Origin of the sequence: Collinsella sp. LCP19S3_F2 (assembly GCF_052121015.1) — a bacterium.
Classification (GTDB): Bacteria; Actinomycetota; Coriobacteriia; order Coriobacteriales; family Coriobacteriaceae; genus Collinsella.
In genome coordinates this window covers 1-23,864 of record NZ_JBQKFA010000011.1, presented here as the reverse complement: position 1 = coordinate 23,864, position 23,864 = coordinate 1, and the positions used below count along the sequence as shown (strand labels likewise).

The 23,864-nt window shown below is 58.2% G+C and carries 15 protein-coding genes; 4 read left to right on the top strand and 11 right to left on the bottom strand.

Annotated features, from left to right (window positions below; translation table 11 throughout):
• Positions 1–40: 40 nt before the first annotated feature.
• The 8 genes from ACTQX9_RS08430 to uvrA form a co-directional block, all read right to left on the bottom strand.
• Entirely contained in the window at positions 41–868 is an 828-nt protein-coding gene (locus tag ACTQX9_RS08430; protein ID WP_154517508.1) for an ABC transporter ATP-binding protein, read from the bottom strand.
• Positions 869–2,884 (bottom strand): dipeptide/oligopeptide/nickel ABC transporter permease/ATP-binding protein, encoded by a 2,016-nt coding sequence (locus ACTQX9_RS08425; protein ID WP_427728769.1) that lies wholly within the window; start codon positions 2,882–2,884, stop codon positions 869–871.
• A gap of 3 nt (positions 2,885–2,887) precedes the next feature.
• Entirely contained in the window at positions 2,888–3,844 is a 957-nt protein-coding gene (locus tag ACTQX9_RS08420; protein ID WP_370450641.1) for an ABC transporter permease, read from the bottom strand.
• Positions 3,845–4,001: 157 nt separating this feature from the next.
• A complete protein-coding gene (locus tag ACTQX9_RS08415; protein WP_427718660.1) occupies positions 4,002–5,609 on the bottom strand; it encodes an ABC transporter substrate-binding protein in 1,608 nt (535 codons plus the stop codon).
• 364 nt (positions 5,610–5,973) lie between these two features.
• Entirely contained in the window at positions 5,974–7,860 is a 1,887-nt protein-coding gene (gene uvrC / locus ACTQX9_RS08410; protein ID WP_441541208.1) for an excinuclease ABC subunit UvrC, read from the bottom strand.
• 60 nt (positions 7,861–7,920) lie between these two features.
• Positions 7,921–10,218, bottom strand: coding sequence for a murein biosynthesis integral membrane protein MurJ (gene murJ, locus ACTQX9_RS08405; RefSeq protein ID WP_441541193.1), 2,298 nt, complete (start codon positions 10,216–10,218; stop codon positions 7,921–7,923).
• Positions 10,219–10,221: 3 nt separating this feature from the next.
• On the bottom strand, positions 10,222–10,722 hold the full coding sequence (gene ybaK / locus ACTQX9_RS08400) for a Cys-tRNA(Pro) deacylase (RefSeq protein WP_441541191.1): 501 nt from the start codon (positions 10,720–10,722) through the stop codon (positions 10,222–10,224).
• Positions 10,723–10,856: 134 nt separating this feature from the next.
• Complete coding sequence (gene uvrA / locus ACTQX9_RS08395) at positions 10,857–13,736, bottom strand: excinuclease ABC subunit UvrA (protein ID WP_441541189.1); 2,880 nt, start codon at positions 13,734–13,736, stop codon at positions 10,857–10,859.
• A gap of 193 nt (positions 13,737–13,929) precedes the next feature.
• Here uvrA and ACTQX9_RS08390 point away from each other — a divergent pair, with 193 nt between their 5' ends.
• The 4 genes from ACTQX9_RS08390 (at position 13,930) to ACTQX9_RS08375 (ending at position 20,052) form a co-directional block, all read left to right on the top strand.
• A complete protein-coding gene (locus tag ACTQX9_RS08390; RefSeq protein ID WP_441541187.1) occupies positions 13,930–16,083 on the top strand; it encodes an LTA synthase family protein in 2,154 nt (717 codons plus the stop codon).
• 145 nt (positions 16,084–16,228) lie between these two features.
• Positions 16,229–17,059 carry an Mrp/NBP35 family ATP-binding protein gene (locus ACTQX9_RS08385; protein WP_427718672.1) on the top strand — a complete coding sequence of 277 codons (831 nt, stop codon included), beginning with the start codon at positions 16,229–16,231 and terminating at the stop codon, positions 17,057–17,059.
• On the top strand, positions 17,060–18,331 hold the full coding sequence (locus tag ACTQX9_RS08380) for an NAD(P)/FAD-dependent oxidoreductase (RefSeq protein ID WP_441541185.1): 1,272 nt from the start codon (positions 17,060–17,062) through the stop codon (positions 18,329–18,331). It abuts the gene before it with no gap.
• A gap of 80 nt (positions 18,332–18,411) precedes the next feature.
• Positions 18,412–20,052, top strand: coding sequence for an NAD(P)/FAD-dependent oxidoreductase (locus ACTQX9_RS08375; protein WP_441541184.1), 1,641 nt, complete (start codon positions 18,412–18,414; stop codon positions 20,050–20,052).
• Positions 20,053–20,117: 65 nt separating this feature from the next.
• Here ACTQX9_RS08375 and uvrB read toward each other — a convergent pair whose 3' ends face one another.
• The 3 genes from uvrB to coaE are packed head-to-tail and all read right to left on the bottom strand — an operon-like array spanning position 20,118 to position 23,625.
• Positions 20,118–22,358, bottom strand: a complete 2,241-nt coding sequence (gene uvrB, locus ACTQX9_RS08370; protein ID WP_441541182.1) for an excinuclease ABC subunit UvrB — start codon at positions 22,356–22,358, stop codon at positions 20,118–20,120.
• Between the two features lie 51 nt (positions 22,359–22,409).
• The gene (locus ACTQX9_RS08365; protein ID WP_441032774.1) at positions 22,410–22,991 is read right to left on the bottom strand and encodes a lytic transglycosylase domain-containing protein; all 582 of its coding nucleotides are present in this window, start codon (positions 22,989–22,991) and stop codon (positions 22,410–22,412) included.
• On the bottom strand, positions 22,984–23,625 hold the full coding sequence (gene coaE / locus ACTQX9_RS08360) for a dephospho-CoA kinase (RefSeq protein WP_154517538.1): 642 nt from the start codon (positions 23,623–23,625) through the stop codon (positions 22,984–22,986). Before coaE ends, ACTQX9_RS08365 begins: the two co-directional genes overlap by 8 nt.
• Positions 23,626–23,864: the final 239 nt, after the last annotated feature.

Below are 23,864 nucleotides of genomic sequence, written 5' to 3'. Positions count from 1 at the left end.
GCCCGGCAAGGGAGCCGGGCGCACAGGAGGGAAAGCGAACCTACTCGCCAAGCTTGGGGTGCAGCAGCGACGGCGCAGCACCGAGCAGCATCTTGGTGTAGGGGTCCTGCGGGTTCTGGAAGACCTGCTTGGCCTCGCCCTGCTCGACGATCTTGCCGCCGTTCATGACGATGATGTCGTCAGAGATGTAGCGGACCGTCTGGATGTCATGGCTAATGAACACCATAGCCAGGCCGAGCTCCTTCTTAAGATCGGTCAACAGGTTGAGGATCTGCGCGCGGACCGAAACGTCCAGAGCCGAGGTGGGCTCGTCGGCGATGATGGCGTCAGGGTTCAACGACAGGGCACGGGCAATTGCCACGCGCTGGCGCTGACCGCCCGAAAGCTGGCCGGGAAGAACCTCGGCGGCAGAGCTGGGCAGACCGGTGAGCTCCAGGAGTTCCTTGACGCGCTTCTCCTGCTCGGCCTCGGTACCCAGGTTGTGGACGCGCATGGGGTCGAGCAGCTGCTCGCGAACGACCATGCGAGGGTTGAGTGCCGTCGCGGGGTTCTGGAACACGACCGAGATGACGCGGCCCATGTGACGACGATCCTCGGCAGTACGCTTGGTGACGTCCTTGCCCTTAAAGTAGACCTTGCCACTCGTGGGGGCCTGCAGGCCGCACATGACATTAGCAGTGGTGGACTTGCCGCAACCGGACTCGCCGACGATGCCGATCGTCTGACCGGGCATGAGCTTAATGGTCACGCCTTGGACGGCATGAACCAGATTGGGGTGCAGGATCGAACCGGTACGGGTCCTAAAGGTGACGTGGACATCGTCAAGGAAGATAATCGGCTCGACGCCGTTGACCGCAGTCTCGCTCATCTACATCACCTCCGCATGAGGGGTCAAACCATTTGCCTTGAGCACCTCATCGGGGAGCTCGGAATAGAAGTGCTCGGTGCCGGGCACGCGCTTGAAGACCGGACGGGTGTCCAGGCCGATGTGCGGATGGCTTGAGCGGGGCGCGAAGCGATCGCCCTTGGGGAAATCGCGCGGGCTGGGGACGGCGCCGGGCACCTGGTGCAGGCGGCCCGAACCGCTCTCGATGGACAGAACGGAACCCAGAAGACCGCGGGTGTACTCGTGAATCGGGTTGGTGAGCAGCTCCTTGGTGGGCGCCTGCTCGATAACCTGACCGGCGTACATAACCGTGATGTTATGGGCGACCTCGGCGACCAACGCCAGGTCATGCGAGACGAAGATCATGGCAAAGCCGAGCTTGGCCTGAAGATCGTTGAGCAGCTTAATGACCTGCTTTTGGACGGTAACGTCCAGAGCGGTCGTGGGCTCGTCGCAGATGACCAGCTTGGGGTCGCGGGTAAGGGCCATAGCGATCAGAACGCGCTGACGCTGTCCACCGGAAAGCTCGTGCGGATAGCTCTCGAGCGTGCGCTTGGGATCGAGGCCGACGAGCTCCAGGAGCTCCTCGGCGCTGCGGGTGCCGCCGCGCTTGGTGAGCTGCTTCATCTGGGCGGAGATGAGCATAGAGGGGTTGAGCGAGGACAGGGCGTCCTGATAGACCATGGCGATATCGGTACCGCGCAGGCCGAACCACTCCTTCTTGCTCATCTTGAGCAGGTCACGACCCTCCCAGAGGACCTCGCCGGAAAGATGCTCGTCCTCATCGGTCAGGCCCATGATGGCCAGCGTGGTGATGGACTTACCGCAGCCGGACTCGCCTACCAGGCCCATGGTCTGGCCGGGACGGACGTCAAAGTTGACATGGTCGACGACGTTGATATCGCCGTGGTGCTCAAACTGGATGCAGAAATCGCGGACCGAAAGAATCGGCTCAACGGACTCATCGGGCACATGGCGGTCGTTACGCTTGAGCTCGACATCGCGCAGGGCGCCAAGACGGGCGGACAGGGACTGGGCCTGCTCCTTGTAGGCGCGAACGGGGTCGGAGACCAGCAGGTCGGCCTCGCGGCGCTTGGAGGAATCGGTCGGATCCAGGGCGGCGGAAGGAGCAGCGGCCATAGCGTCGGTAATGCCCTCGGAGAGGATGTTGAGCGCCAGGCAGGTGATCATGATGGCCAGACCCGGGAACAGCGCCTGCCACCAACGACCGGCGAGCACGCCACCGCGGGCGTCGGCGAGGATGTTGCCCCACGTAGCAGTGGGCTCCTGGATGCCAGCGCCGATAAAGGTCAGCGAAGCCTCGAAGATGATGGCATCGGCGACCAGGGTAACGGTGAAGACCATGATCGGGGCAATGCAGTTACGAAGAACGTGCTTGATCAGAATCCACGGAGCCTTGGCGCCGGAGACGATGACCGCGCGGACATAGTCCTCACCGTACTCGGATACGATGTTGGCACGCACGATACGGGCGATCTGCGGGGTGTACATAAAGCCGATCGCAAAGATAATCGACGGCACGGAGTTGCCCAGGATGGAAACGAAGACGGCTGCGAGGGCGATACCCGGGACAGACATGATGATGTCCAGGATGCGCATAATCGTCTCGGAGACGGCCTTGCGCGAAACCGCAGCAAGAGCACCGACAACGGAGCCACAGACCAGAGCCATAGCGGTAGCACCAAAGCCGATGATCAGCGAGTAACGACCACCGTAGAGCATACGCGAAAGGATGTCACGGCCCTTGTCGTCGGTTCCGAAGATAAACCCGTTGCCGGGAGCCTGGCGAGCCGTAAAGATCTCGACCGGGCTATAGGGGGCAAGAACGGGGGCAAGAATCGCAGTCAGGGCGACCAGCACCAGCACGATGGCGGCAATCTTAGAAGACAGCGTCATCTTCTTCCAGCCACCGAGCTTGAGCCCCTTGGAGGCAGCCTTCTCGAGCTGCTCGGTTTGCTTCTCTCGAATCTTTACCATAATCTACACCGTCCTGATGCGCGGGTTGATGAGCAGGTAGAGCATGTCAACCACGATGTTGATGATGATGAAGGCAAGAGCAACGACGATGACGACGCCCTGAACCAGGTTCGCCTCGTTGCCCTGAACGCCCTGCAGGATCGCAGTACCCATGCCGGGGAGGTTGAAGATGACCTCGATGACGACGGCGCCGCCCATGAGATAGCCAATCTTAAGACCGAGGGTGGTGACCGGGGTGATCAGCGCGTTGCGGAGAACGTTGATGCCGACGACGACCTTCTCGGGAACGCCGGCGCCGCGAGCCATACGGACATAGTCCTTGTCGAGCTCCTCGACCATGGCGGTACGCACGATACGAGTCATCTGACCCGTCAGCGGAAATGCCAAGGCGATGGCGGGCATGATCATGCGTCCCAGATAGCCAGCCGGATTCGTGGTGAAGTGCGGCAGGGCACCCGATGCCGGGAGTACCTTAAGGTAGGAAGAGAACAGCAGGATCAACAGAACGGCAAGCCAGAACGACGGGGTTGCCAAGCCGGCGATGGAAAAGACGCGGATCACTTGGTCCGGCCATTTATCGCGATACAGTGCCGCGATGACGCCGAGCAAAAACGATACGACCGCACCGATGGCAAGACCGATGAAGGTCAGCTGCATCGTGACGGGTAGGGCCGTGGAGATGCGCTTGGCAACGGAGTTGCGAGCAGCACCATAGGTGCCCATGTCGCCATGGATCAAATTGCCCATATAGCGCACGTAGCGCACGGGCCAGGGGTCGTCCAGACCATACTTCTCATGGTACTCGGCAACCGCCTCGGGCGAGGCACCGTCACCCAACGCCGTGTAGGCGGGGTCGGTCTTGGAGAACGACATAAGGAAGAACACCAGGACGGTGACGCCCAATGCCATGATCGGCAGCGCCACGAGACGCCTTCCAATCAAACGTAGAAAGTTGTTCACGTTCTCTCCCCTTTCTTTTGTCGGTAGGACCAACTGGTATATGAGTACGGACACTCATTACAAGACCCGAGCGACATCGTTGCCGCCCGGGTCTTTGTTTCAACTATGAGGATACGGTCCCAACGGCCGACATCCTGCATATAGACTCAAGCGAGTCTTACGCCTTGACGGTCGCGACACCCTTAAAGGACATGCTCGTCGTGCCGATGCCCTTGAAGCCATCGAGGGCCTCGCCGTTGGGCGCAGTGGACGGGTCGTTCCAGGAAGCGGAGACGGTCTTAACGTGGACAACGGGGTACAGAACGGCGTTGTCGGCGATGATGTCGAAGCACTCGTTCCACTTCTTCTGCTGCTCGTCGCCCTCGGCGGCAAGAGCCTCGTCCATAAGGCCGTGGAGCTTCTGCCACTCAGCGGACTCCTTCCACGGGCAACGGGTCTGCATCCAGACGTTGTCGCCGTACCACCAGTTGAGCAGCAGGTCGGGGTCTGCGCCGAAGCAGGAAGGATCGCCAGGGGCAAGGAGGATATCGTAGGCCTCGCCGCCGTCGATGGCAGCATAGGTGGCCGGCGAGGTATCGGTCTGGATGGTCACATCGAAGCCGAGAGCGTCGAGGTCGTTCTTGACCTGGGCAGCCATGCCCTTGATCTGCTCGTTATCAGTGGTGCGCAGGGTAATGGCGCCCGGGGTGATACCGGACTCCTCGATAAGCTTCTTGGCCTTCTTGGCGTCGGTCTTGTACACCGTGGAGGCCTCATGATAGTTGGTGAAGCTCTTGGGGAGGTAGCAGCTGGCAGCGGTAGCAAGGCCGGCGAAGGTGTTGCTGATCATCTTCTCGGTGTCGAGCGCATACATGACAGCCTGACGGACCTTGACGTCGTTCCAAGGCTCCTTGGCGACGTTGAACATGATGAAGCGGGTGCCGAAGCCCTGGACGTTGTCAATCTTGCAGCCAGCGCCCTCGAGCTGGTCGACGGCGTCAGCGGTAACGAGCTCCATGACGAGCGTGGAGCCTTCCTGCTGAGCGGTGACGCGAGCGGTGGGGTCGGTCAGGATGCTGTACTGGATCTTCTTATCCTCGGCAGCATACTCACCGTTGTACTCGGGGTTGGGAACCAGGGTGATCTCGGTATCGGAGATAGAATCGTACATCCAGGGGCCGGAGCCGATCGGCTGCTTGGCGCGATCCTCCTCGCTCTGGGCGGCAGGAGTAACGCGAATGATGGCCAGACGATCCTTGAGCAGGGAGAAGTTGGGGACCTTGGTCTTGACCGTCACGGTGCTGGCGTCCTTGGCCTCGATGGACTCGAAAGGCTGGAAGAACGGAGCGTAGGTGGCAGAAGCGGCGCAAGCGGTGTAGGAGGCGACGACGTCGTCAGCGGTAACCTCGGTGCCATCGGAGAATTTGGCGCCCTTGCGGATGGTGACCTCGAAGGTGGTGTCGTCCACGGACTTGGGATCATCGGTGGCGAGCTCGTTGAAAGTGCTGTAGTCGTGGTAATCGATGCCGTAGAGGCCCTCGACGACGTGCCAGTTAGCGCCCAGGCCCACGGCGGAGCCGGTGCTGGCGGGGTCGAAGCTGGACGGAGCGTAAGCGGAACCGGCGGTGATCACGCCACCGCCACGGTTGGCGGAATCGGCGGGAGCGGAACCCTCGTCGCTAGAGCTGCCACCGCAGCCAGTGAGACCAAAGCCGGCGACAGCAGCGACGCTGCCGGTGAGGCCAAGGAACGAACGCCTGGACATACCCTTATTGATGATGGCCATGTCTTCTCCTATCAATAGAGAATCTTACCCGGGAGCACCTAAACTTGCCCCCGCGCAACTTGCGGACGATATATACCTTACCTACCGACAAACCCAACTGAGGTGCCGCGCTCGGCGACCGATACATACATACGCTTGAACGGTATTTACTACCGTTCACCGAATTCGTTGACAAACGATACAGCAGACAGTATGTATCGGCGAGGTGAGATATCAGTCTTCGTCAACCCGCAGGATAGCAGGGTTTTCGCTTGGGTTAGTCAAACGTTTTAGCGTTAATAAAACCCGAAACCAGCAGGCAATCATGGCGAAATAAATGGTTGAAAATCACGCAATCATGTATATCAGTTGTTTAGGCTCGTGTTTAGCTATCGGAATGGCCAGCCGCTGCCTCGGCGCGCTCGGCATTCCATGCAACGAGCGCCTCGTGGACCGCCTTGGCAACATCGGCAGGTATGCCGCGAACTTCCGCGATCTCTTGTTCACTCGCCGCGCGCAACCGCTTCATCGAGCCAAAATGGCGCATAATTGCACGTTTTCTAGTGGGTCCCACGCCTGGAACGTCATCGAGTACCGAAACCGTCATGGCTTTATCGCGCAACTCACGATGGAACGTGATGGCAAAACGGTGCGATTCGTCGCGCACCTGCTTGATGAGATAGAGCGACGCAGACCCGGTCGGAAGTACGACAGGAGTCTCGTCCCAAGGCACGAAAACCTCCTCATCGGCCTTTGCCAAACCACAAACTGGTATATCGAGCCCAAGGGCCTCAAGTTGCTTAATTGCAGCCGTCAATTGCGGCTTGCCGCCGTCGACAACGAGCAAATCGGGGCGCGAGCCAAAACGTTCGTCGCCCATCCGCTCGGGAGCATAGCGACGCCCCAAAACCTCGGACATCGAAACGAAGTCGTTCGCCTCGTCCAATTCGGCCTGGATTTTAAAGCGGCGGTACTGGCTCTTGTCGGCATGGCCGTTGGTAAACACCACCATCGAGGCGACCGTAAAGGTGCCATGAAGCGTAGAGATATCGAAGCACTCGATTCGCATTGGCGGCGCAGGTAGCGCCAAGGCGCTCTCAAGCTCCAGGAGCGCTCGATTGGTGCGATCGTCGGCGTATCCCGTGCGCATCATATAACGCATGAGGGCATGACGCGCATTTTTAGATGCCATATCGAGCAACCGGTGTTTTTCGCCGCGCTGAGGCCTATGGAGATGACAGGAACGCTCGCGCTTGTCCGAAAGCCATTCCCCTAGCGCCTCCGCATCCTCAAGCTCGACGGAAAGGTTCACCTCGGCTGGAATATCAGCCGTCTCGTCGTAATAGCGCTTGAGAAAGCCCGACTGAAGCTCCTCTTCATCGACATCCAGGCCCTTATCGAGAATGAACTCACAGGTTCGAACCGTTCGCCCCTCGCGCACAACAAACACGCAGGCGGCCGAAATGGTCTCTTCTCGATAGAAACCAATCACATCGAGATCGACACTCGACGGAAAAACGACCTGCTGTCGGTCGTCCAGGCCCCTAATAACTTCCAAGCGACGCTTGACGCGCGCCGCCCGCTCAAAATCGAGCGCTCCGGCGGCGTCCGTCATCTCGGATGTAAGCTCATCAACGACATCTTTACGATGGCCCGACAAAAATCGCTCGACGCGTTTAACGTTTTTAGCATAGTCGGCTGGAGAGATCGCACCGACGCATGCCCCCGGGCCGCGACCAACATGGAAGTCAAAGCAGGGACGCCCGTTTTGAGCGCAAATCATATTGACGATATCTTCTTCGCCCTTGTGGGACTCGACGATACGGCGGCATCGACGCCATTCCGCACAAGAAGCCGAGCAGATCGGGATTACCTTGCGCAGCGTATCAATGGTCTCGCGCGCCGCGCGGCTGTCGGTATAGGGACCAAAATAACGCGTTCCCGGCTTATGACGCTCACGAGTATATTTAATAGCTGGGAACAGATCGCTCTTGGTGATAGCGATAAAGGGATAGCTCTTATCGTCCTTAAGGTCGACATTAAAGTACGGATGATATTGACCGATCAGGTTGCGCTCGAGCACCAGCGCCTCGTGCTCGTTCTCGACAACGATATAGTCAAAGCTCGCAACCAGCTGCATCATCAGTGGAATCTTTTGGCGCTCGTCCTGCAGCGTCACATATTGACGCATGCGCGAGCGCAGATTTTTAGCCTTGCCAACGTAAATGACATCGCCCTTGGCATCTTTCCAAAGGTAGCAGCCAGGCTGCATGGGCACACGCGAAACCTGTTCGGCAAGCGTTGGAATGTTGTCATGACCTGCCACGACTGCCTACCTGCGGCGAAGAAGCGCGGAGACCTCAGGCATCTTTAGAAGGACGGCAAGGCCAAAAGTCACGGCAAGTGAAACCATGCCCGCGATGCAAACATAGCCCAAGGTAATAAGAATCGATCCGCTAAGCGCTCCGACAAAACTCTCGAGCGCCCACAAAACGCCGGCACCCGCTGCGGCACCCAGGCCGCCGAGCAAAAGGCCATAGAAGCAGCCGTGCAGAATAGATTTGACCTGAAGACCCTGCAGACGACGACGCAGCCACCACAGCGAACAGCCGACCAGAATCACATAGTCGACAACATACGAAATCGCAATCGCAGGCATGCCATAGCCCATCACCACACCAAACAGCAGAACCGAACCAGCCTGACCGATGGCAGAGTATAGGCAATAGCGGCTATAGGGCTTCATGTCGAGCAACGCCGAGAAGCTCTTCTGCATCAACACGACCACGCCGTAGAGCGGCAGGGAGAGCGCCAGATAAACCAGAAACTCGGACACAAGCGCCACACCCGACTCGTCAAACTTGCCGGCGCAATAAATCATGTTGAGCGGACGGGCAAACACAATGAGATATAGCGCGAAAGGAATCAGGAAGAAGAGCATCTGGGCCACGCCGCGCGAGATACCAGCGCGCACGCTGTCATAATCCTTTTCCTGGGCATCGTGCGAAAGCTCGGTATAAAGCGCCGTCGAGAGCGAGGCGGCTATCAAGGCATAAGGCAGTGTGTACCAAAGGCGCGCATAGGCAATTACAGAAGGACCGGTCTCGGGCTGCACCACCAGCGCGGCTGCGTTGGTAATGGAAGTCGACACGAACATGCATACCGTAGCGAGCAACGTCGGGACGCCGAGCGCGAGCGTCTGTCGCAGTGCAGGATCCTTGAAGTCGATATGAATATGAGGCCGGACACCATGCTTACCGAGTGCGGGAATCTGGCACGCCATCTGGACAAAAACGCCAAGCGTCGTGCCGAGCGAAATCAAAACGACGCCCGCTTGCTCACCAAAGCAGGCAGATACGGGAGCGAAGCCCATAAAACTCGCAATGACAATCACATTGTTGAGTACCGGGGCGAACGTCGACCAAAAGTAGTCACGATGCGCGTTAAGAACGCCCGAGAACACCGAGCCCAGGCCGTAGAACAAAATCTGAATGGCAAAGAAACGGAACATGAATGCAGCGGTATCCATGCTTCCGCCATCGCCCGAAAGGAACGACTGCGTCCAGATAAAGCCCGGAGCAAACACGGTGCCCAACACCGAAATGCCGCCCAGCAGCAAAAGCAGGATGCCGAGCAGATTACCTACGTATTCGTTTGAGGCGTCGCGACCCTGCTCACGACGCACGCCCATGTACACCGGCAAAAAGGCGGTAACCAACATACCGCCCATCACGAGCTCATAGAGCATATTGGGCAGGTTGTTGGCGACCTGATAGGAAGACGAGAGCAGCGACATGCCGATGGCGGCAGCCATAGCCCAAGTACGGATAAACCCGGTGACGCGCGACACGATGGTCAGTGCAGTCATGAGGCCGGCAGAACGGCCAACCGTAGAGTAGTCCGACGAGCCCATATCATCTACGTCGTCCTGTGATTGGGGGCTGACTTCAGTGTGTTGTCGAGAATCAACCTCGATATCAGGCTCATCGATTATCGCGAAGGGGTCGTCGACCAAAACGGCATCATCGGCAGAAAAAGCTCCGTCAATAGGCGTGACATCGTTGTCAAACGAAGCGTCATCGTTAGCTACGGCATTATTACCAAACACCGTGTCAACTTCCCTGGCGGCAGCGGTTCGACCAGAAAACGACAATAGATCCCAATCATCGTCCTCAACAGCAACGCCCTCGACCGGATCGGTCGAGCCGAGCGGTGACCACTCGTCATCCAAAAGCAACTGCTCGCCATCACCGTCGGTTGCAGGCCTCGCGGGACGATCGGCTGGGACACCCTGCAGTGCGCCCTTTCCCTGAGCCGCCATCAAAAACACCGCCGTCTCATCGGGACGCGGCGCACGAGACGCCCCGGCGTCAGGCATCCGTCCGGCACGGGATTGAGCCGCGGCCAAAAACACCGCCGTCTCATCGGGACGAGCCGAAGAGAGAATCGTACGGGGAGGCACCGTACCGGCACCGGCGGCACGCAAATACACAGCCGTCTCACCTTGATCTGCAGCAACGGACCAAGCGTTTCGAATCTGGTCATCGACCGAAGAAGCCTCAGGCGCGGGCGTCTGAGAAGCCGAACCCTTTGCAAAGTGAGCTCCGCGCTTCGATTCTTCCTGCGGCATCGCTCAGTCCTCTCTCGTGATCGGGGCAACCATCGCCCCGCAAAATGCAACTAAGTCGTCGGGGGCAAGCTCAAGTTGATAGCCACGCTTACCGCCTGAGATAAAAATGGTATCCCAAAGGACGCATGTCTCATCGATCAGCGTCCGAAAGCGTTTTTTCATGCCGACCGGACTGCAGCCGCCCCGGACATACCCCGTCGCGGCAAGCAAGTCCTTGACATGCATCATGGTCAGCGACTTTTCACCAGCGGCGCGCGCGGCGGCCTTTAGGTCAAGCTCGTCGGCAACGGGAAGACAGCACACAACGTGTTCGTTGGACGGCGTCACGCAAACCAAGGTCTTAAACCCCTGGCCAGGCTCCTCGCCAAGTTGTTCCAAAATTGCAACGCCTAAACCCACCGACTCATCGCCATCGTCTTCATACGTATGGAGAATATAGGAGATGCCGGCGTTTTCCAGCTCGCGCATCGCATTGGTTTTCGGCGTCTTTGCAGCCTTTGCCATGGCATGTCCCTTCCCTCGCATTCGAACGTAACGCCTAAGTATATGTCCAATTTAGCCGCATACGTCATCTCGACACACAGAAGCGCCACCGAATCGAAAGGAATCGGTGGCGCTTCTCGTACGACGGCGTCTCTTTACTGGGCGTCGAGTTGTGCCTGACGCTCGCGGTCGCGCTTGAGCAGCGGTGCCAAGAACTTGCCCGTGTAACTCTGCGAACATGCCGCGACCTGCTCCGGCGTACCCGAGACCACGACGGTTCCGCCGCCATTGCCGCCCTCGGGACCCATATCGATCAGGCGGTCGGCAACCTTGATGACATCAAGGTTGTGTTCAATCACCAGCACCGTGTTGCCCGCATCGACCAAGCGCTGCAGCACATCGAGCAGCTGGCGGACGTCCTCAAAATGAAGGCCGGTCGTCGGCTCGTCCAAAATATAGAACGTCTTGCCCGTCTGGCGTCGATGAAGCTCCTTGGCGAGTTTCACACGCTGCGCCTCGCCGCCCGAAAGCGTCGTGGCAGGCTGCCCCAAACTCACATAGCCCAAGCCAACGTCATACAAAGTCTGAAGCTTGCGCTTAATCTGCGGGATATTCCCAAAGAAGGCCAGCGCCTCGGTGACGCTCATGTCGAGCACGTCCGAGATGGTCTTGCCACGGTAGGTGACCTCGAGTGTCTCACGGTTGTAGCGTTTACCGCCGCAAACTTCGCAGGGAACGTAGATATCGGGAAGGAAGTGCATCTCGATCTTGATCTGTCCGTCGCCCTTGCACGCCTCACAGCGCCCGCCACCCACATTAAAGGAGAAACGGCCCGGCGAGTAGCCGCGCGCCTTCGACTCCGGCGTACTCGCAAACAGCGCGCGAAGATCATCCCACAGGCCAATATAGGTAGCAGGGTTGGAACGCGGTGTGCGGCCAATCGGCGACTGGTCGATATCGATAACCTTATCGATACACTCGATGCCCTCGATTTTCTTATACGGACCCACAGGGCGCGTCGAACGGTGAATAGCATTCGTAAGGGCAGGCGCAATGGTGTCGGTAACCAGGGAGCTCTTGCCCGATCCCGACACGCCGGTAACAACCGTAAGCGTACCAAACTCGATCTTGGCAGTAACGTTTTTGAGGTTGTTAGCTCGAGCACCCGTAATTTTAAGGCAGCCGCGACCGGGCTTGCGCCGTTCATCAGGCACCCGGATCATTCGTTTGCCGGTCAGATAAGCGCCCGTCATCGACTCAGGACACGCCATGATATCGGCAGGCGTTCCCGCCGCGACTACGTGTCCGCCGTTGACGCCGGCGCCGGGCCCCATGTCGATCACGTAGTCGGCGGCACGGATCGTGTCCTCGTCGTGTTCGACGACGATGACGGTATTGCCGATATCGCGCAGACGCTCAAGGGTCTTGATCAGGCGCTCGTTATCGCGCTGATGAAGGCCGATCGATGGCTCGTCCAAAATGTACAGGACACCCATGAGGCCGGCGCCGATCTGTGTTGCCAGGCGAATACGCTGCGACTCGCCACCAGAAAGCGTCGCCGAGGCACGATCGAGCGTCAGATAGTCGAGTCCAACATCGACCAGAAAACGCAAGCGCTCCAGGATTTCCTTGACGATGCGCCCGCCGATAAACTGTTGGCGCTCGGTGAGCTCCAGGCCCTCAAAAAACTCGAGCGACTCACGGCACGACAGGCAACAAACCTCGTAAATGGACTTGCCGCCCACGGTGACGGCGAGCATCTCGGGGCGCAAACGAGCGCCGTGGCAGCTCGAGCACGGTTCCTCGCGAATGTACTTCTCCAAGCGCGCCTTGGTGTTCTCGTTCGTCGTCTCGGTATAGCGTTCGTACAGGATGTTGCGAACGCCCGAAAACTTGGTATCCCACTGGCTACGACGTCCATCGAGCTTTTGGTAGTCAACCGAGATCTTCGTATCGCCCAGGCCATCCAAGAATGCACGACGCACGCGAGGGGGCAAGTCCTCCCACGGCGTATCGGCGCTTACCTTAAAGTGTTTACAGACCGCAGCAAAAATCTGCGGGTAGTAGTTCGAATTGCCAAACAGGCTACCAAAGACTCCGTCGGCAATGGACTTCGAGGGGTCCTCGATCAGCGCCTCGGCATCAACGGTTTTCTTAAAGCCCAGGCCGTCGCACTCAGGACATGCGCCATAGGGAGCGTTAAACGAAAAATCACGCGGCTGAAGATCGTCAATGGAGTGTCCATGCTCCGGGCACGCCAAGGCCAACGAATACTCCAGCAGCTCGCCCTCGGTCCCCTCGGGAGCATCACGATCGGGCAGCATGTACACATTTACATTGCCGTGAGCCAGCGCGGTCGCCTGCTCAACGGACTCGGCGATACGGCCCAGAGAGTTCTCACGGATCACGATGCGATCGACCACGACCTCGATATCGTGCTTGAACTTCTTGTCCAGATCGATTGGATCGTCGAGCGAGCGCACTTCACCGTCGACACGCACGCGGCTAAAGCCCTCGGCGCGAAGGTCCTCAAACAGTTTGGTGTACTCGCCTTTTCGCCCGCGCACCACCGGTGCCAGCACAAACGCGCGGCGACCCTCCCCCGCCGCCAAGACCTTGTCGGCAACCTGGTCGGTCGTCTGGCGCTCAATGACGCGGCCGCATTCGGGACAGTGCGGGGTGCCCACACGGGCGAACAGCAGGCGCAGATAGTCATAAATCTCGGTTACGGTGCCAACCGTCGAGCGAGGGTTTTTAGACGTCGTCTTTTGGTCGATCGACACCGCCGGCGAAAGGCCGTCGATTGAATCCAAGTCGGGTTTGTCCATCTGGCCCAAGAACTGGCGCGCATAGCTCGAAAGGCTCTCGACGTATCGACGCTGGCCCTCGGCATAGATAGTGTCAAATGCCAGCGAGCTCTTGCCCGAGCCAGAAAGACCGGTAATGACCACGAGTTGGTCACGCGGAATGGAAACATCGATATCACGGAGGTTGTGCTCACGAGCGCCGCGAATAACGATAGAAGAATCAGACATGGAAGCTCCTTGCCTCCTATTGCATCGAATCATACTGCCGATGAGTTTAGCGCACTCGACGCGCACAGATGTTCGTAATACAAGATTCGCAGACCTTTAGCTTTGCGTATCGGGCGCTTTGTTTCTCGAAATGCCGTGGAAAGGTTACAGTAATCTAATACTGAACTTAATTTGCTGTAACAGAGGAACGTCCATGACCGAAGATATCCCCCTTGAAATCACTTCGAGTGACATGGCCAATCTGCCCATATTCATCGCCGTCCTTATCGTGGCCACCGTCGTCGTGCGCGTGTATTTTTCAATCAAACACAATGAAAAGCCGCCCATTGCCCGCGTCTTTTGGTGCGCGACGCTCCTCATCCCGCTCGGCATGGTAGCTGCATGGATTACGAATCAATTGCTCGTAAATGAGGACAGTTCCCTATGGATCCTTTCTTATTCGGCGCTCGGTGCTGCCGCCGTCATACTTCTTGTCGAGCCCTTGGTTTCGGGACTTATCGACCAAACCGATCTTGCGACGGGAACGGTTGCCTGTATTTGCCGTGACATCCTTGTCATCGCCGCTGTTTCAGCGCTCTCGTTCGTTTCACTCGAAATTTCCTGCAACGAAACGTTCTATCGCATTCCCGCCAACTCATTCGGATTTTCCGTCGGGCTGCTCGCGACGGTTCTGCTCTCCCTTTATTTGCTGGGACAGCGTCATGGAGGCGTCATGGTCCTCGTGCCCGTCGTCTGTTGCATCCTTGGCATTGCCGAGCACTTCGTCATAACGTTTAAAGGCGAGGCCATCCTGCCAAGCGATATCTTGGCCCTTGGCACCGCAATGGAAGTGAGCGAGGGATACGAGTTTACCTTTACCGCCGGAATCGTAACCTCTCTAGCCCTGCTAGAGATTTCCCTGGGGCTTCTTTCGCTTATCCGACCGAGAAAGCTCCGTACGCCCACCCATGTCTTCCCCGCAATCGCCGCTAACCTCTGCGCTTTTCTGCTAGTGACCGTTGTGGGGCTCTCGGGCTTTTCCAGCATCGACTTGGAGCAGGCGCTGAATTTTGGATTTGACCGTTGGCAGCCCATCACCACGTATGCGTCTCAGGGTTTTATCACTTCGTTCACCGAAATGGTCAACGAGTTGCCCATTGAGAAGCCCGAAGACTATACGCCCGATGAGGCGCAGAGCATCGAGCAGGAGCTCGCCGCCACCTACGACAGCACGTATGGCTCGAGCGAGCAGCGCGCGGCGGCCGTTGCCCAGTTCAATGAAATCAAGCCGACGATTGTTGCCGTCATGAACGAGAGTTTTAGCGACCTTTCGTGCTTTGAGCAGCTCCAGGCGGCCGGGTACACCGGCCCCGCATTCTACAACTCGCTTCCCGACACACTTGTTCGCGGCACCATGCTCGCTTCGGTCGCCGGTGGCGGAACGGCGAACTCCGAATTCGAATTTTTGACCGGAGCGACAACGGCCTTTGTCGGATTAGGCAAAATCCCCTATCAGCTGTATCAGATGAATGGCGTCAACAGCCTGGCAAAGGACCTTAAAGAGCTTGGGTATACCGCTACCGCTATGCACCCGCAAAACCCCGTCAACTACCATCGAGATAAAATCTATCAGCAGCTGGGGTTTGGAGACTTTCTTTCAATCGGCGATTTCGAAGGTGCGCCCTGCTACCATGCCGGCGTATGCGACTACGCCACCTACGACAAGATACTCGACCTGCTTAGAACCGACGAAGCCCCGCAGTTCATCTTTGACGTCACGATGCAAAATCACGGCGGCTACGACTATGGCACCGTTCCCGCCGAGGAGCTGACAAACTATTGGGTCGAGGGAGCCAGCGAGGGCGCCAATAGCGCGCTCAACACCTATCTTACCTGCATCAACGCATCCGACCGGGACCTCGAGTACTTTATCAACGAGCTCCGCAATATCGGCAGACCGGTTGTTCTTGTCTTTTTTGGCGACCATCAGCCGAGCGCCGCAACGACTCTCAACGACGAGCTGTACCCTCAGGAAGATACGGCAAGCCACGCTTTCCGTATCTATCAGTCGACCTATTTCGTCTGGGCTAACTATGAAATCGCCGGCAATACCGAGCTCAACGTCTACGACACCGTCGGGGCAAACGAGATTGCAGCCATTACCCTTAATAAGATCGGCGCCCCGCTCACCGACTATCAAAAGGCTCTGCTTGCAACAAGGTCAGATGTGCCCACCATCAATGTCGCCGGCTATCTTGGTGCCGACGGGCTGCGCTACGACTTGGAATCTGAAGACAGCCCATACGCCTCGACGATCGACAAGCTGCAGCGCATCCAATACCTCGAGTTCGCCAGCAAAGTTCAGTAAACCCGCTCATTCGCTTGGGCCCATCGCATTGCAAGCACGCTCGGCCCAAATGCATCACAAATGACTCCCGCTCGCAAACGAGGGTACAATGACGCTCGTGTCACATCACGGGGCCCCGGCCCCAACATATACAAAGGAGTCATACATGGGTTGCGAGCACGCACAGGCCGCCGGCGGACAAACGTCGCCGTCGCAATTTGAGGAGAACACGCTGTCCGAGGTCAAACGCGTCATCGCCGTGCTTTCCGGCAAGGGCGGTGTCGGCAAGTCGTTTGTCACCGGTGCCATCGCCACCGAGCTTGCCCGTCACGGCCACAAGGTCGGCGTCCTCGATGCCGACATCACCGGTCCCTCTATCCCCAAGATGTTCGGTATGAGCGGACGCCACGTCCATGCCCTTGGCAACCTTATGCTGCCCGAAATCTCCGAGCACGGCGTCAAGGTCATGAGCTCCAACCTGCTGCTCCAAAACGAGACCGACCCCGTCCTTTGGCGCGGTCCGGTCATCGCAGGCGCCATTAGGCAGTTCTGGAGCGAGACCTCGTGGGGCCCCATCGACTACCTGCTGGTCGACATGCCTCCGGGAACAGGCGACGTCGCGCTCACCGTCTTCCAGTCACTGCCCGTCGACGGCATCGTCATCGTCACGAGCCCGCAGGATCTGGTCTCGATGATCGTCGCCAAGGCGGTTAACATGGCCGAGAAGATGAACGTCCCCATTCTGGGCATTGTCGAGAACATGAGCTATATTGAGTGCCCCGACTGCGGCAAGAAGATCGAGGTCTTTGGCAAGAGCAAGCTCCCCGAGGTCGCAGAGCGCTATAACCTCGACATCTTGGGCCAGCTTCCCATTAATCCGGCACTCGCCGAGGCCTGCGATAAGGGCGAGGTCGAGACCGCGCTGCCCGACGGCATGTTGCCTCAGGCAGTCTCTGCCGTCGAGGCCATTGCCCCGCACGAGACCGACGAGGCCTAAGTGAACACGAGCGCCTTCTATGACGTCCTGGTAATCGGCGGCGGGGCTTCAGGCCTCGCCGCCGCCATTACGGCCGCACGCGCTGGCAAAAGCGTCTGCATCGTTGAGCGCGATGTCGCCTGCGGCCTTAAGCTCCTTGCGACCGGCAACGGTCGCTGCAACCTCTCCAACGAATCGATTGATCCACAGCGGTATAACCACCCCGCATTCGTCGAATCCGTCATGGGCCCCCAGCCCGAACAAGAGCTTATGGGTTTCTTCTCCTCGCTGGGCATCATGACAACCTCCGAGGAAGGCCGGCTGTACCCGCGCTCCCTTCGCGCCGAATCGGTACGCGACGCGCTTCTCAACGTTTGCGACCGCCTAGGTATCACCTTAATCTGCGGAGCCAACGTTGCCTCGGCGCACAAAGCTTCCGAAGGCTGGGCACTCCAAATAAACCGTCCAGCGCGGGCGCTCAAGGCAAAAAAGCACGACGACCGAAAATCGGAGCTCCGCTCGCTTCGGAAAGCACTCGCCGATGTCCCTCGCAAGAACGAGGCCCTGGAGGCACATGCCGTAATTATCGCCACGGGTGGCAACCCCACCGGTATCGCCGATACGTTTAGCCTCCCCCTCACTTCGCTGCGCCCCATCCTCTGCCCCGTATCGGCAACGGTCGTCGGCGATCGGGCGGCACTCAAGACGTTGGATGGTCTGCGCGTCCGCGCCCGCTTGGCGCTCACCCGTAACCATAGTGAGCTCTGGCACGAAGACGGTGAAGTACTGTTTCGAACCTTCGGTATCTCGGGCGTCGCTGTCTTCAACCTCTCCCGTCGTATCCAGCGCGGCGATACGATCCTGCTCGACGTTTTCCCCGACCTCTCTAAAGACGAGTTGCTCGATATGCTTAACAGGCGCGTTAAGCTGCTCGGCGGCTTTTCGCCCCGCGATCCCCGTTGGCTCGACGGCATGCTCGCCCCGCAACTCTCCCGCGTCGTCTGCACAGCGTTCGAGCAGTGCCATCCAGGCTCCAACGATGTCGTCCACCTGGTCTCGATCCTCAAGCACTTTAAGTTGCTCGTCGAGGGAACAGCCGAGGAGCGCTCGGCGCAGGTCACGCGTGGTGGCGTATCTGTCGAGAGCATCTCAACACCCAGTCTACACGCGTGCAGCGTTGTCGACGCCCCGCTATACGTCTGCGGCGAAGCGCTCGACATCGACGCCGATTGCGGAGGCTTTAACCTTGCGTGGGCCTGGATCTCGGGCATTCGCGCTGCAAGCAGCCTGTAGCCGCACAGTCTATAATCAAAAACGCATTCGGGCCGTCTGGGATACCGGACGGCCTCTTTCTTGCCTCTAAGGAGACCTCGATGATCGAAATCACCCAAGTCAACGCGTCACTCGATGAAGCCGGCGATGAAAATGCCTGCCTCATTGTTGGCAAGCGATTCGCCAAGCGCGTCCTACGTTGCAAGGACTCCGAGATCAAGTCCATCGAGCTCCACCGCAAGTCAATCGACGCTCGCAAAAAACGAGACGTCCATTTTATCCTGAGCTTTCGTGTTGAGCTGACTAGTCCCCACCTCGAGCGAGAAGCGGTCGACAGTGTTGCCGAGCGTGACCGCTCGCGCGTACGCGCGATAGAAGACGATGAGCCTTCATTCCCCTCCCCCGTTTCCGGCGCACCCAAAGAGCGCCCCGTCGTCGTCGGTGCCGGATGCGCCGGCCTTTTCGCCGCACTCACCCTTGCCGAAGCAGGTCTTAAGCCCTTGCTCATCGAGCGCGGCGACCCGGCATTTCGCCGCTCGCAGGCGATCGACCTCTTTCTAAAGGAGCGTATCCTCGACCCCGAGAGCAATATCCAGTTTGGTCTGGGCGGCGCGGGGACCTTCTCGGACGGCAAGCTCAATACGGGAACCAAAAATCCCGCCCATCGCCTCATCCTCGAAACCTTCGTCGAGGCGGGTGCGCCCCGCGATATTCTGTGGGATGCCAAGCCGCACATTGGCTCCGACATCCTTCCCACGGTTGTTACCGCTATATCCCAGCGCATCGAGCAGCTCGGAGGTGTCGTCCGTTATCGAACAAAACTCGTCGACATTCGCATCGACGCGTCTGGCGCCATCACCGGTATTGATGTCCAATCGTCCCAAGACGCCGCTTACGAGCCAATTGAGACAAAGCACCTCATCCTCGCCTGCGGGCATTCTGCTCGCGATATTTTTGAACTCCTTAAGGACCACAACGTGGCCCTCGCACAAAAGACCTTTGCCATGGGCGTTCGCATCGAGCATCCGCAGCGCGACATCGACCGAGCCCAATATGGAGCCTCGGCGGGACATCCTGCCCTCGGAGCAGCCCCCTACAAACTCGTCGCTCATCTTCCCAACGGCCGCAGCGTGTTCTCGTTTTGCATGTGCCCCGGCGGGCAGGTTGTCGCCGCCTCTTCCGAGCAGGGCCACCTGTGCGTCAACGGCGCCAGCCTCAATGCCCGCGACGGCCGTAACGCAAATGCCGCCCTGCTCGTTAACGTCACGCCCGAGGACCTTCCCGACGATGACCCGCTCGCCGGCATCGAGCTCCAGCGCGCCTGCGAGGCGGCCGCCTATCGCCTGGGCGGTTCCAACTGGAACGCACCGGCACAACTCGTCGGAGATTTCCTCGCAGGACGCGCCAGCAAGGCGCCCGGAAAGGTAAAGCCCACCTATCCGCTCGGTGTGACCTGGACGGCAATTGACGAAGCCCTGCCGCAGCATATCGTCGAGTCGCTCCGACTGGGACTTCCCCTACTCGGAAAAAAGCTACGGGGCTACGACTGCCCCGATGCCGTTCTTACCGGCGTGGAGACTCGTTCGAGCTCACCGGTCACTGTCACCCGAGACCGAACGTGCCATGCCGTGTCGACCCCGGGCCTCTACCCTTGTGGTGAGGGAGCTGGATATGCCGGAGGCATCATGAGCGCGGCCACCGACGGCATCCGTTGTGCCGAAGCCCTGATCGCAGACCTCTAGCGAACGAATTCCAGCGCGCAAAAGACACAGGCCCCGAGCTCCCTATGGAGCTCGGGGCCTGTTCGCTATTTCTTAAACCGTGCACCCTGGCGTTTTCTACCCGATGCGAACGTGGAACCCTTGCGGGCCTGCGAACGCAAGCGCTCGATCGTCTCGTCCTCAGACGCACCCTCGAGCATCGCCCGAATCTGAACGACAGCATCACGCAGGCGCGCCGCCTCCTCAAAGTCCATGGCGGCAGAAGCGTTACGCATATCCTCTTCCATGGTTTCGACGATCCGCACAAGCTCGTCATGCGGTAGTTCTTCCAACTGTTCCGCAAGTGTCTGCTCGGGCGCCACCGTTTCCGGCACACCGCCCTCGCCCGACTCATCGGGCGTATAGAATGCGCCATGGCCAAGAGAGTCGCCCTTCGAGCGTCCCTTGGAGCCCACAGTTTTTTCGGCCTCGGCAATAAAACTTGAGATGTCGTTGATGGCCTTGCGCACTGTCTTGGGCACAATGCCATGTTCTTCGTTATATGCCATCTGAATCTCGCGACGGCGCTGCGTCTCCTCGATGGCCGCCTTCATCGAATCGGTCACAACGTCTGCATACATGATGACTTCGCCATCGGCGTTACGGGCCGCACGGCCAATCGTCTGAATCAGCGAACGGCGGTTGCGCAAGAAGCCTTCCTTATCGGCATCGAGAATTGCCACCAGTGAGACCTCGGGAAGATCCAAACCCTCGCGAAGCAGGTTGATGCCAACGAGAACATCGATCTTGCCCTCCCGCAGCGTTCGCAGGATCTCGACACGGTCCATTGTCGCCGTATCAGAGTGCATGTAATTGACCTTAATGCCCGCATCAAGTAGATGGTCGGTCAGGTCCTCGGCCATGCGCTTGGTCAACGTGGTCACCAGCACGCGCTCCTTGCGGGCAACGCGCTCGCGAATCTCGTCCTCAAGATCGTCAATCTGACCGCGAACGGGACGCACGTCGATCTTGGGGTCGAGCAGGCCGGTCGGACGAATAATCTGCTCCACGTCGTTTTGGCTCACCCGCAGCTCGTAGTCGCCCGGCGTGGCCGAGACGTAGATGAACTGTGGAATCCTCGCCTCAAACTCATCGAAACGAAGCGGGCGATTGTCGAGCGCCGAGGGCAGGCGAAAGCCGTGCTCCACCAGGGTCACTTTACGCGAACGGTCGCCTTCATGCATGCCACGAATTTGCGGCACCGTCACATGGCTCTCGTCTATGATGCAGAGCATGTCCTTGGGAAAGTAATCGATTAGGGTAAACGGTGGTTCACCCGGCTTACGCCCGTCCAGATGACGCGAGTAGTTCTCGATGCCGTTGCAAAAGCCCATCGTCTCGAGCATCTCGAGGTCATAATCGGTCCGTTGCTGTAGACGTTGCGCCTCGAGCAACTTGTCGGTCGCCTTGAGCTCCGCCACGCGCTTCTCGCACTCTTCGCTGATCGACTTCAAGGCCGCCTTGACCTTGGGCTTCTCGGTCACATAGTGCGATGCCGGCCACACAGGAATAGCCTCATACTCACGAAGCATCTCACCGGTAACCTCATCGATTTCGGCGATAAGCTCGACCTCATCGCCAAAGAACTCAAATCGCAACGGATGCTCGGCATAGGGCGGATACACATCGACAACATCACCACGCACGCGGAAGGTGCCACGCGCCAAGTCATAGTCGTTCCGGTCGTACTGAATGTCGATGAGCGCATGGATAAAGTCATCGCGCTCGAGCGGTACTTTCTTGTCGACATTCGGCGCCAGCCCCGCATAGTCCTCAGGAGAGCCGATGCCATAGATGCAGGACACCGAAGCAACGACAATCACATCGCGTCGAGAAAGCAACGAGGCGGTCGCCTGATGTCGAAGCATCTCGACTTCTTCGTTAATCGAAGCATCCTTCTCGATATACGTATCGCTTTGCGGCACATATGCCTCGGGCTGATAGTAGTCGTAGTACGAGACGAAGTAGACCACGGCGTTGTTGGGAAAGAATTCTTTGAGCTCGCTCGCAAGCTGGGCGGCGAGGGTTTTGTTGGGGGCCATGACCAGCGTTGGCTTACCGAGAGCTTCAATGGTCTTGGCCATGGTAAAGGTCTTGCCCGAGCCGGTCACGCCAAGCAAAACCTGATACCGGTCTCCGTCCCTCACACCCTGCACAAGCGACTCAATGGCCTTAGGCTGTGAACCTGCAGGCTCATAGGGAGACACGACCTCAAACGGTACCTCAGAGCCCTCAACGCCAAAACGTTTGAGCTCTCCGCCAACACGCTCAACTTCAAAATCCGCCATGGATACTCCTAACTCATACATCTGCAGTATACGCAGGCGGCAGGCATAGTCCTATACGAACCGGTCGGGATAGAGGGTCTTATAGCGAATCCAGGCATTATTGACACGAATCAAATAGGCTTGCGTCTCGGGAAAGGCAATCGCGTTATGGAGCGATGTGTTTTGCTGCGCCCACCCATCGACATTGCCCATTCCGGCATTGTAAGCAGCAATAGCGCTATCCGTCGACCCATTGAAATACGTCAACAGGTATGAGAGGTACGCGCACCCAAATTCGATATTCGAAGCAGGGTCATTCAGGTTATCGGCAGAATACTCATCCCCGTCGACAAGGCCCTTAGCGATCATATCCTGAGCGGTTTCGGGCATAAGTTGCATGAGACCTTGGGCGCCCTGGTTTGATTCCGCCTCGGGATCCCAGTTTGATTCCGACTTGATGACGGCACACACCAGATACGGATCGAGATTATGCGAAATACTGGACTGCTTTACATACGCCTCATAGTCAATCGGATAGAACGGTTTAAAGAAAGCGGCGGGAGCACACGAGTAAACGAGCGAGATAAGGCCAAAGACGAAAACGACAACCAGCGGCACAAGGCGATACCACGTAAAGAAACGCGTCTTAGGCATCTGTCGTCTCCTTATCCATAGCATCCATAAGGCCATGGCGAGCAAGCCACGCGTCCAGTTGTTCAAAGAGCGAGCTGTCGCCCGCTGCATTATCAATCACGGTCGTGGCGAGACTGCAAAGCGAAGACTCATCGGGTTGGCAAGCACAGCGAGCATCAAAATCGGATGGCTCCATACCACGGTGAATAGCGCGTTCGCGACGGACCGCTAAAGGAGCGCTAACAACCATAATTTCATCCGCAAGGCCAAAGGCGTCCTCAAAGCCAGTCGGAGCAGATACTTCGACCGCCGCAAAGGGATAGCGGGGGGACGAAACCGTACAGCAAGCAGGATCGAGAATCCTCAGCGAAAGCTGCTCAATGAGAGCGGGGTGCACAATACTATTGAGCCTTGCAACCGTATCGGGAGAAACAAAAGCTCGAGAAGCGAGAACGTTACGTCGAACACCGCCATCCTCGTCCAAAATATCCCAGCCAAACTCTTCAGCAAGAGCATTGACGATATCCGACCCCGGTACGTACAGCGATTTGGCAAGAACGTCTAAATCGATAAGCAGGGCTCCGCGAGATTCCAGAAAGCGGCAGGCAGTCGATTTACCCGAAGCAATATTGCCCAAAACGAAAACGGTAAACATCAAGCCCTCCCTAACGTCAATGCGAGTAATTATCGCGCAAATACAAAGCGACGGTTCAAAAAACAGCCAAACAGTAAGAGAGTCAAAGGAAGAGTCCGTTCACAAGGCACAGCTTGTATATGGCGCAAAAAAAGGGGGAGGCCGCGAGGCCTCCCCCTTCTCGATTCTCGATGACGGCTCGGTGCCGTCCACCGGTCAGCGGCGCCCTGGCCTCCCACGGGCTGGCCCCGCAGTACTCT

Excerpts from the sequence above, each read along its gene's own strand:
- ACTQX9_RS08390 (WP_441541187.1), top strand. The coding sequence starts at position 13,930 with ATGACCGAAGATATCCCCCTTGAAATCACTTCGAGTGACATGGCCAAT.
- uvrB (WP_441541182.1), bottom strand. The coding sequence starts at position 22,358 with ATGGCGGATTTTGAAGTTGAGCGTGTTGGCGGAGAGCTCAAACGTTTT.
- ACTQX9_RS08415 (WP_427718660.1), bottom strand. The coding sequence starts at position 5,609 with ATGGCCATCATCAATAAGGGTATGTCCAGGCGTTCGTTCCTTGGCCTC.
- uvrC (WP_441541208.1), bottom strand. The coding sequence starts at position 7,860 with ATGCAGCCTGGCTGCTACCTTTGGAAAGATGCCAAGGGCGATGTCATT.
- ACTQX9_RS08425 (WP_427728769.1), bottom strand. The coding sequence starts at position 2,884 with ATGGTAAAGATTCGAGAGAAGCAAACCGAGCAGCTCGAGAAGGCTGCC.
- ACTQX9_RS08385 (WP_427718672.1), top strand. The coding sequence starts at position 16,229 with ATGGGTTGCGAGCACGCACAGGCCGCCGGCGGACAAACGTCGCCGTCG.
- coaE (WP_154517538.1), bottom strand. The coding sequence starts at position 23,625 with ATGTTTACCGTTTTCGTTTTGGGCAATATTGCTTCGGGTAAATCGACT.
- murJ (WP_441541193.1), bottom strand. The coding sequence starts at position 10,218 with ATGCCGCAGGAAGAATCGAAGCGCGGAGCTCACTTTGCAAAGGGTTCG.
- uvrA (WP_441541189.1), bottom strand. The coding sequence starts at position 13,736 with ATGTCTGATTCTTCTATCGTTATTCGCGGCGCTCGTGAGCACAACCTC.
- ACTQX9_RS08365 (WP_441032774.1), bottom strand. The coding sequence starts at position 22,991 with ATGCCTAAGACGCGTTTCTTTACGTGGTATCGCCTTGTGCCGCTGGTT.
- ACTQX9_RS08430 (WP_154517508.1), bottom strand. The coding sequence starts at position 868 with ATGAGCGAGACTGCGGTCAACGGCGTCGAGCCGATTATCTTCCTTGAC.
- ybaK (WP_441541191.1), bottom strand. The coding sequence starts at position 10,722 with ATGGCAAAGGCTGCAAAGACGCCGAAAACCAATGCGATGCGCGAGCTG.
- ACTQX9_RS08375 (WP_441541184.1), top strand. The coding sequence starts at position 18,412 with ATGATCGAAATCACCCAAGTCAACGCGTCACTCGATGAAGCCGGCGAT.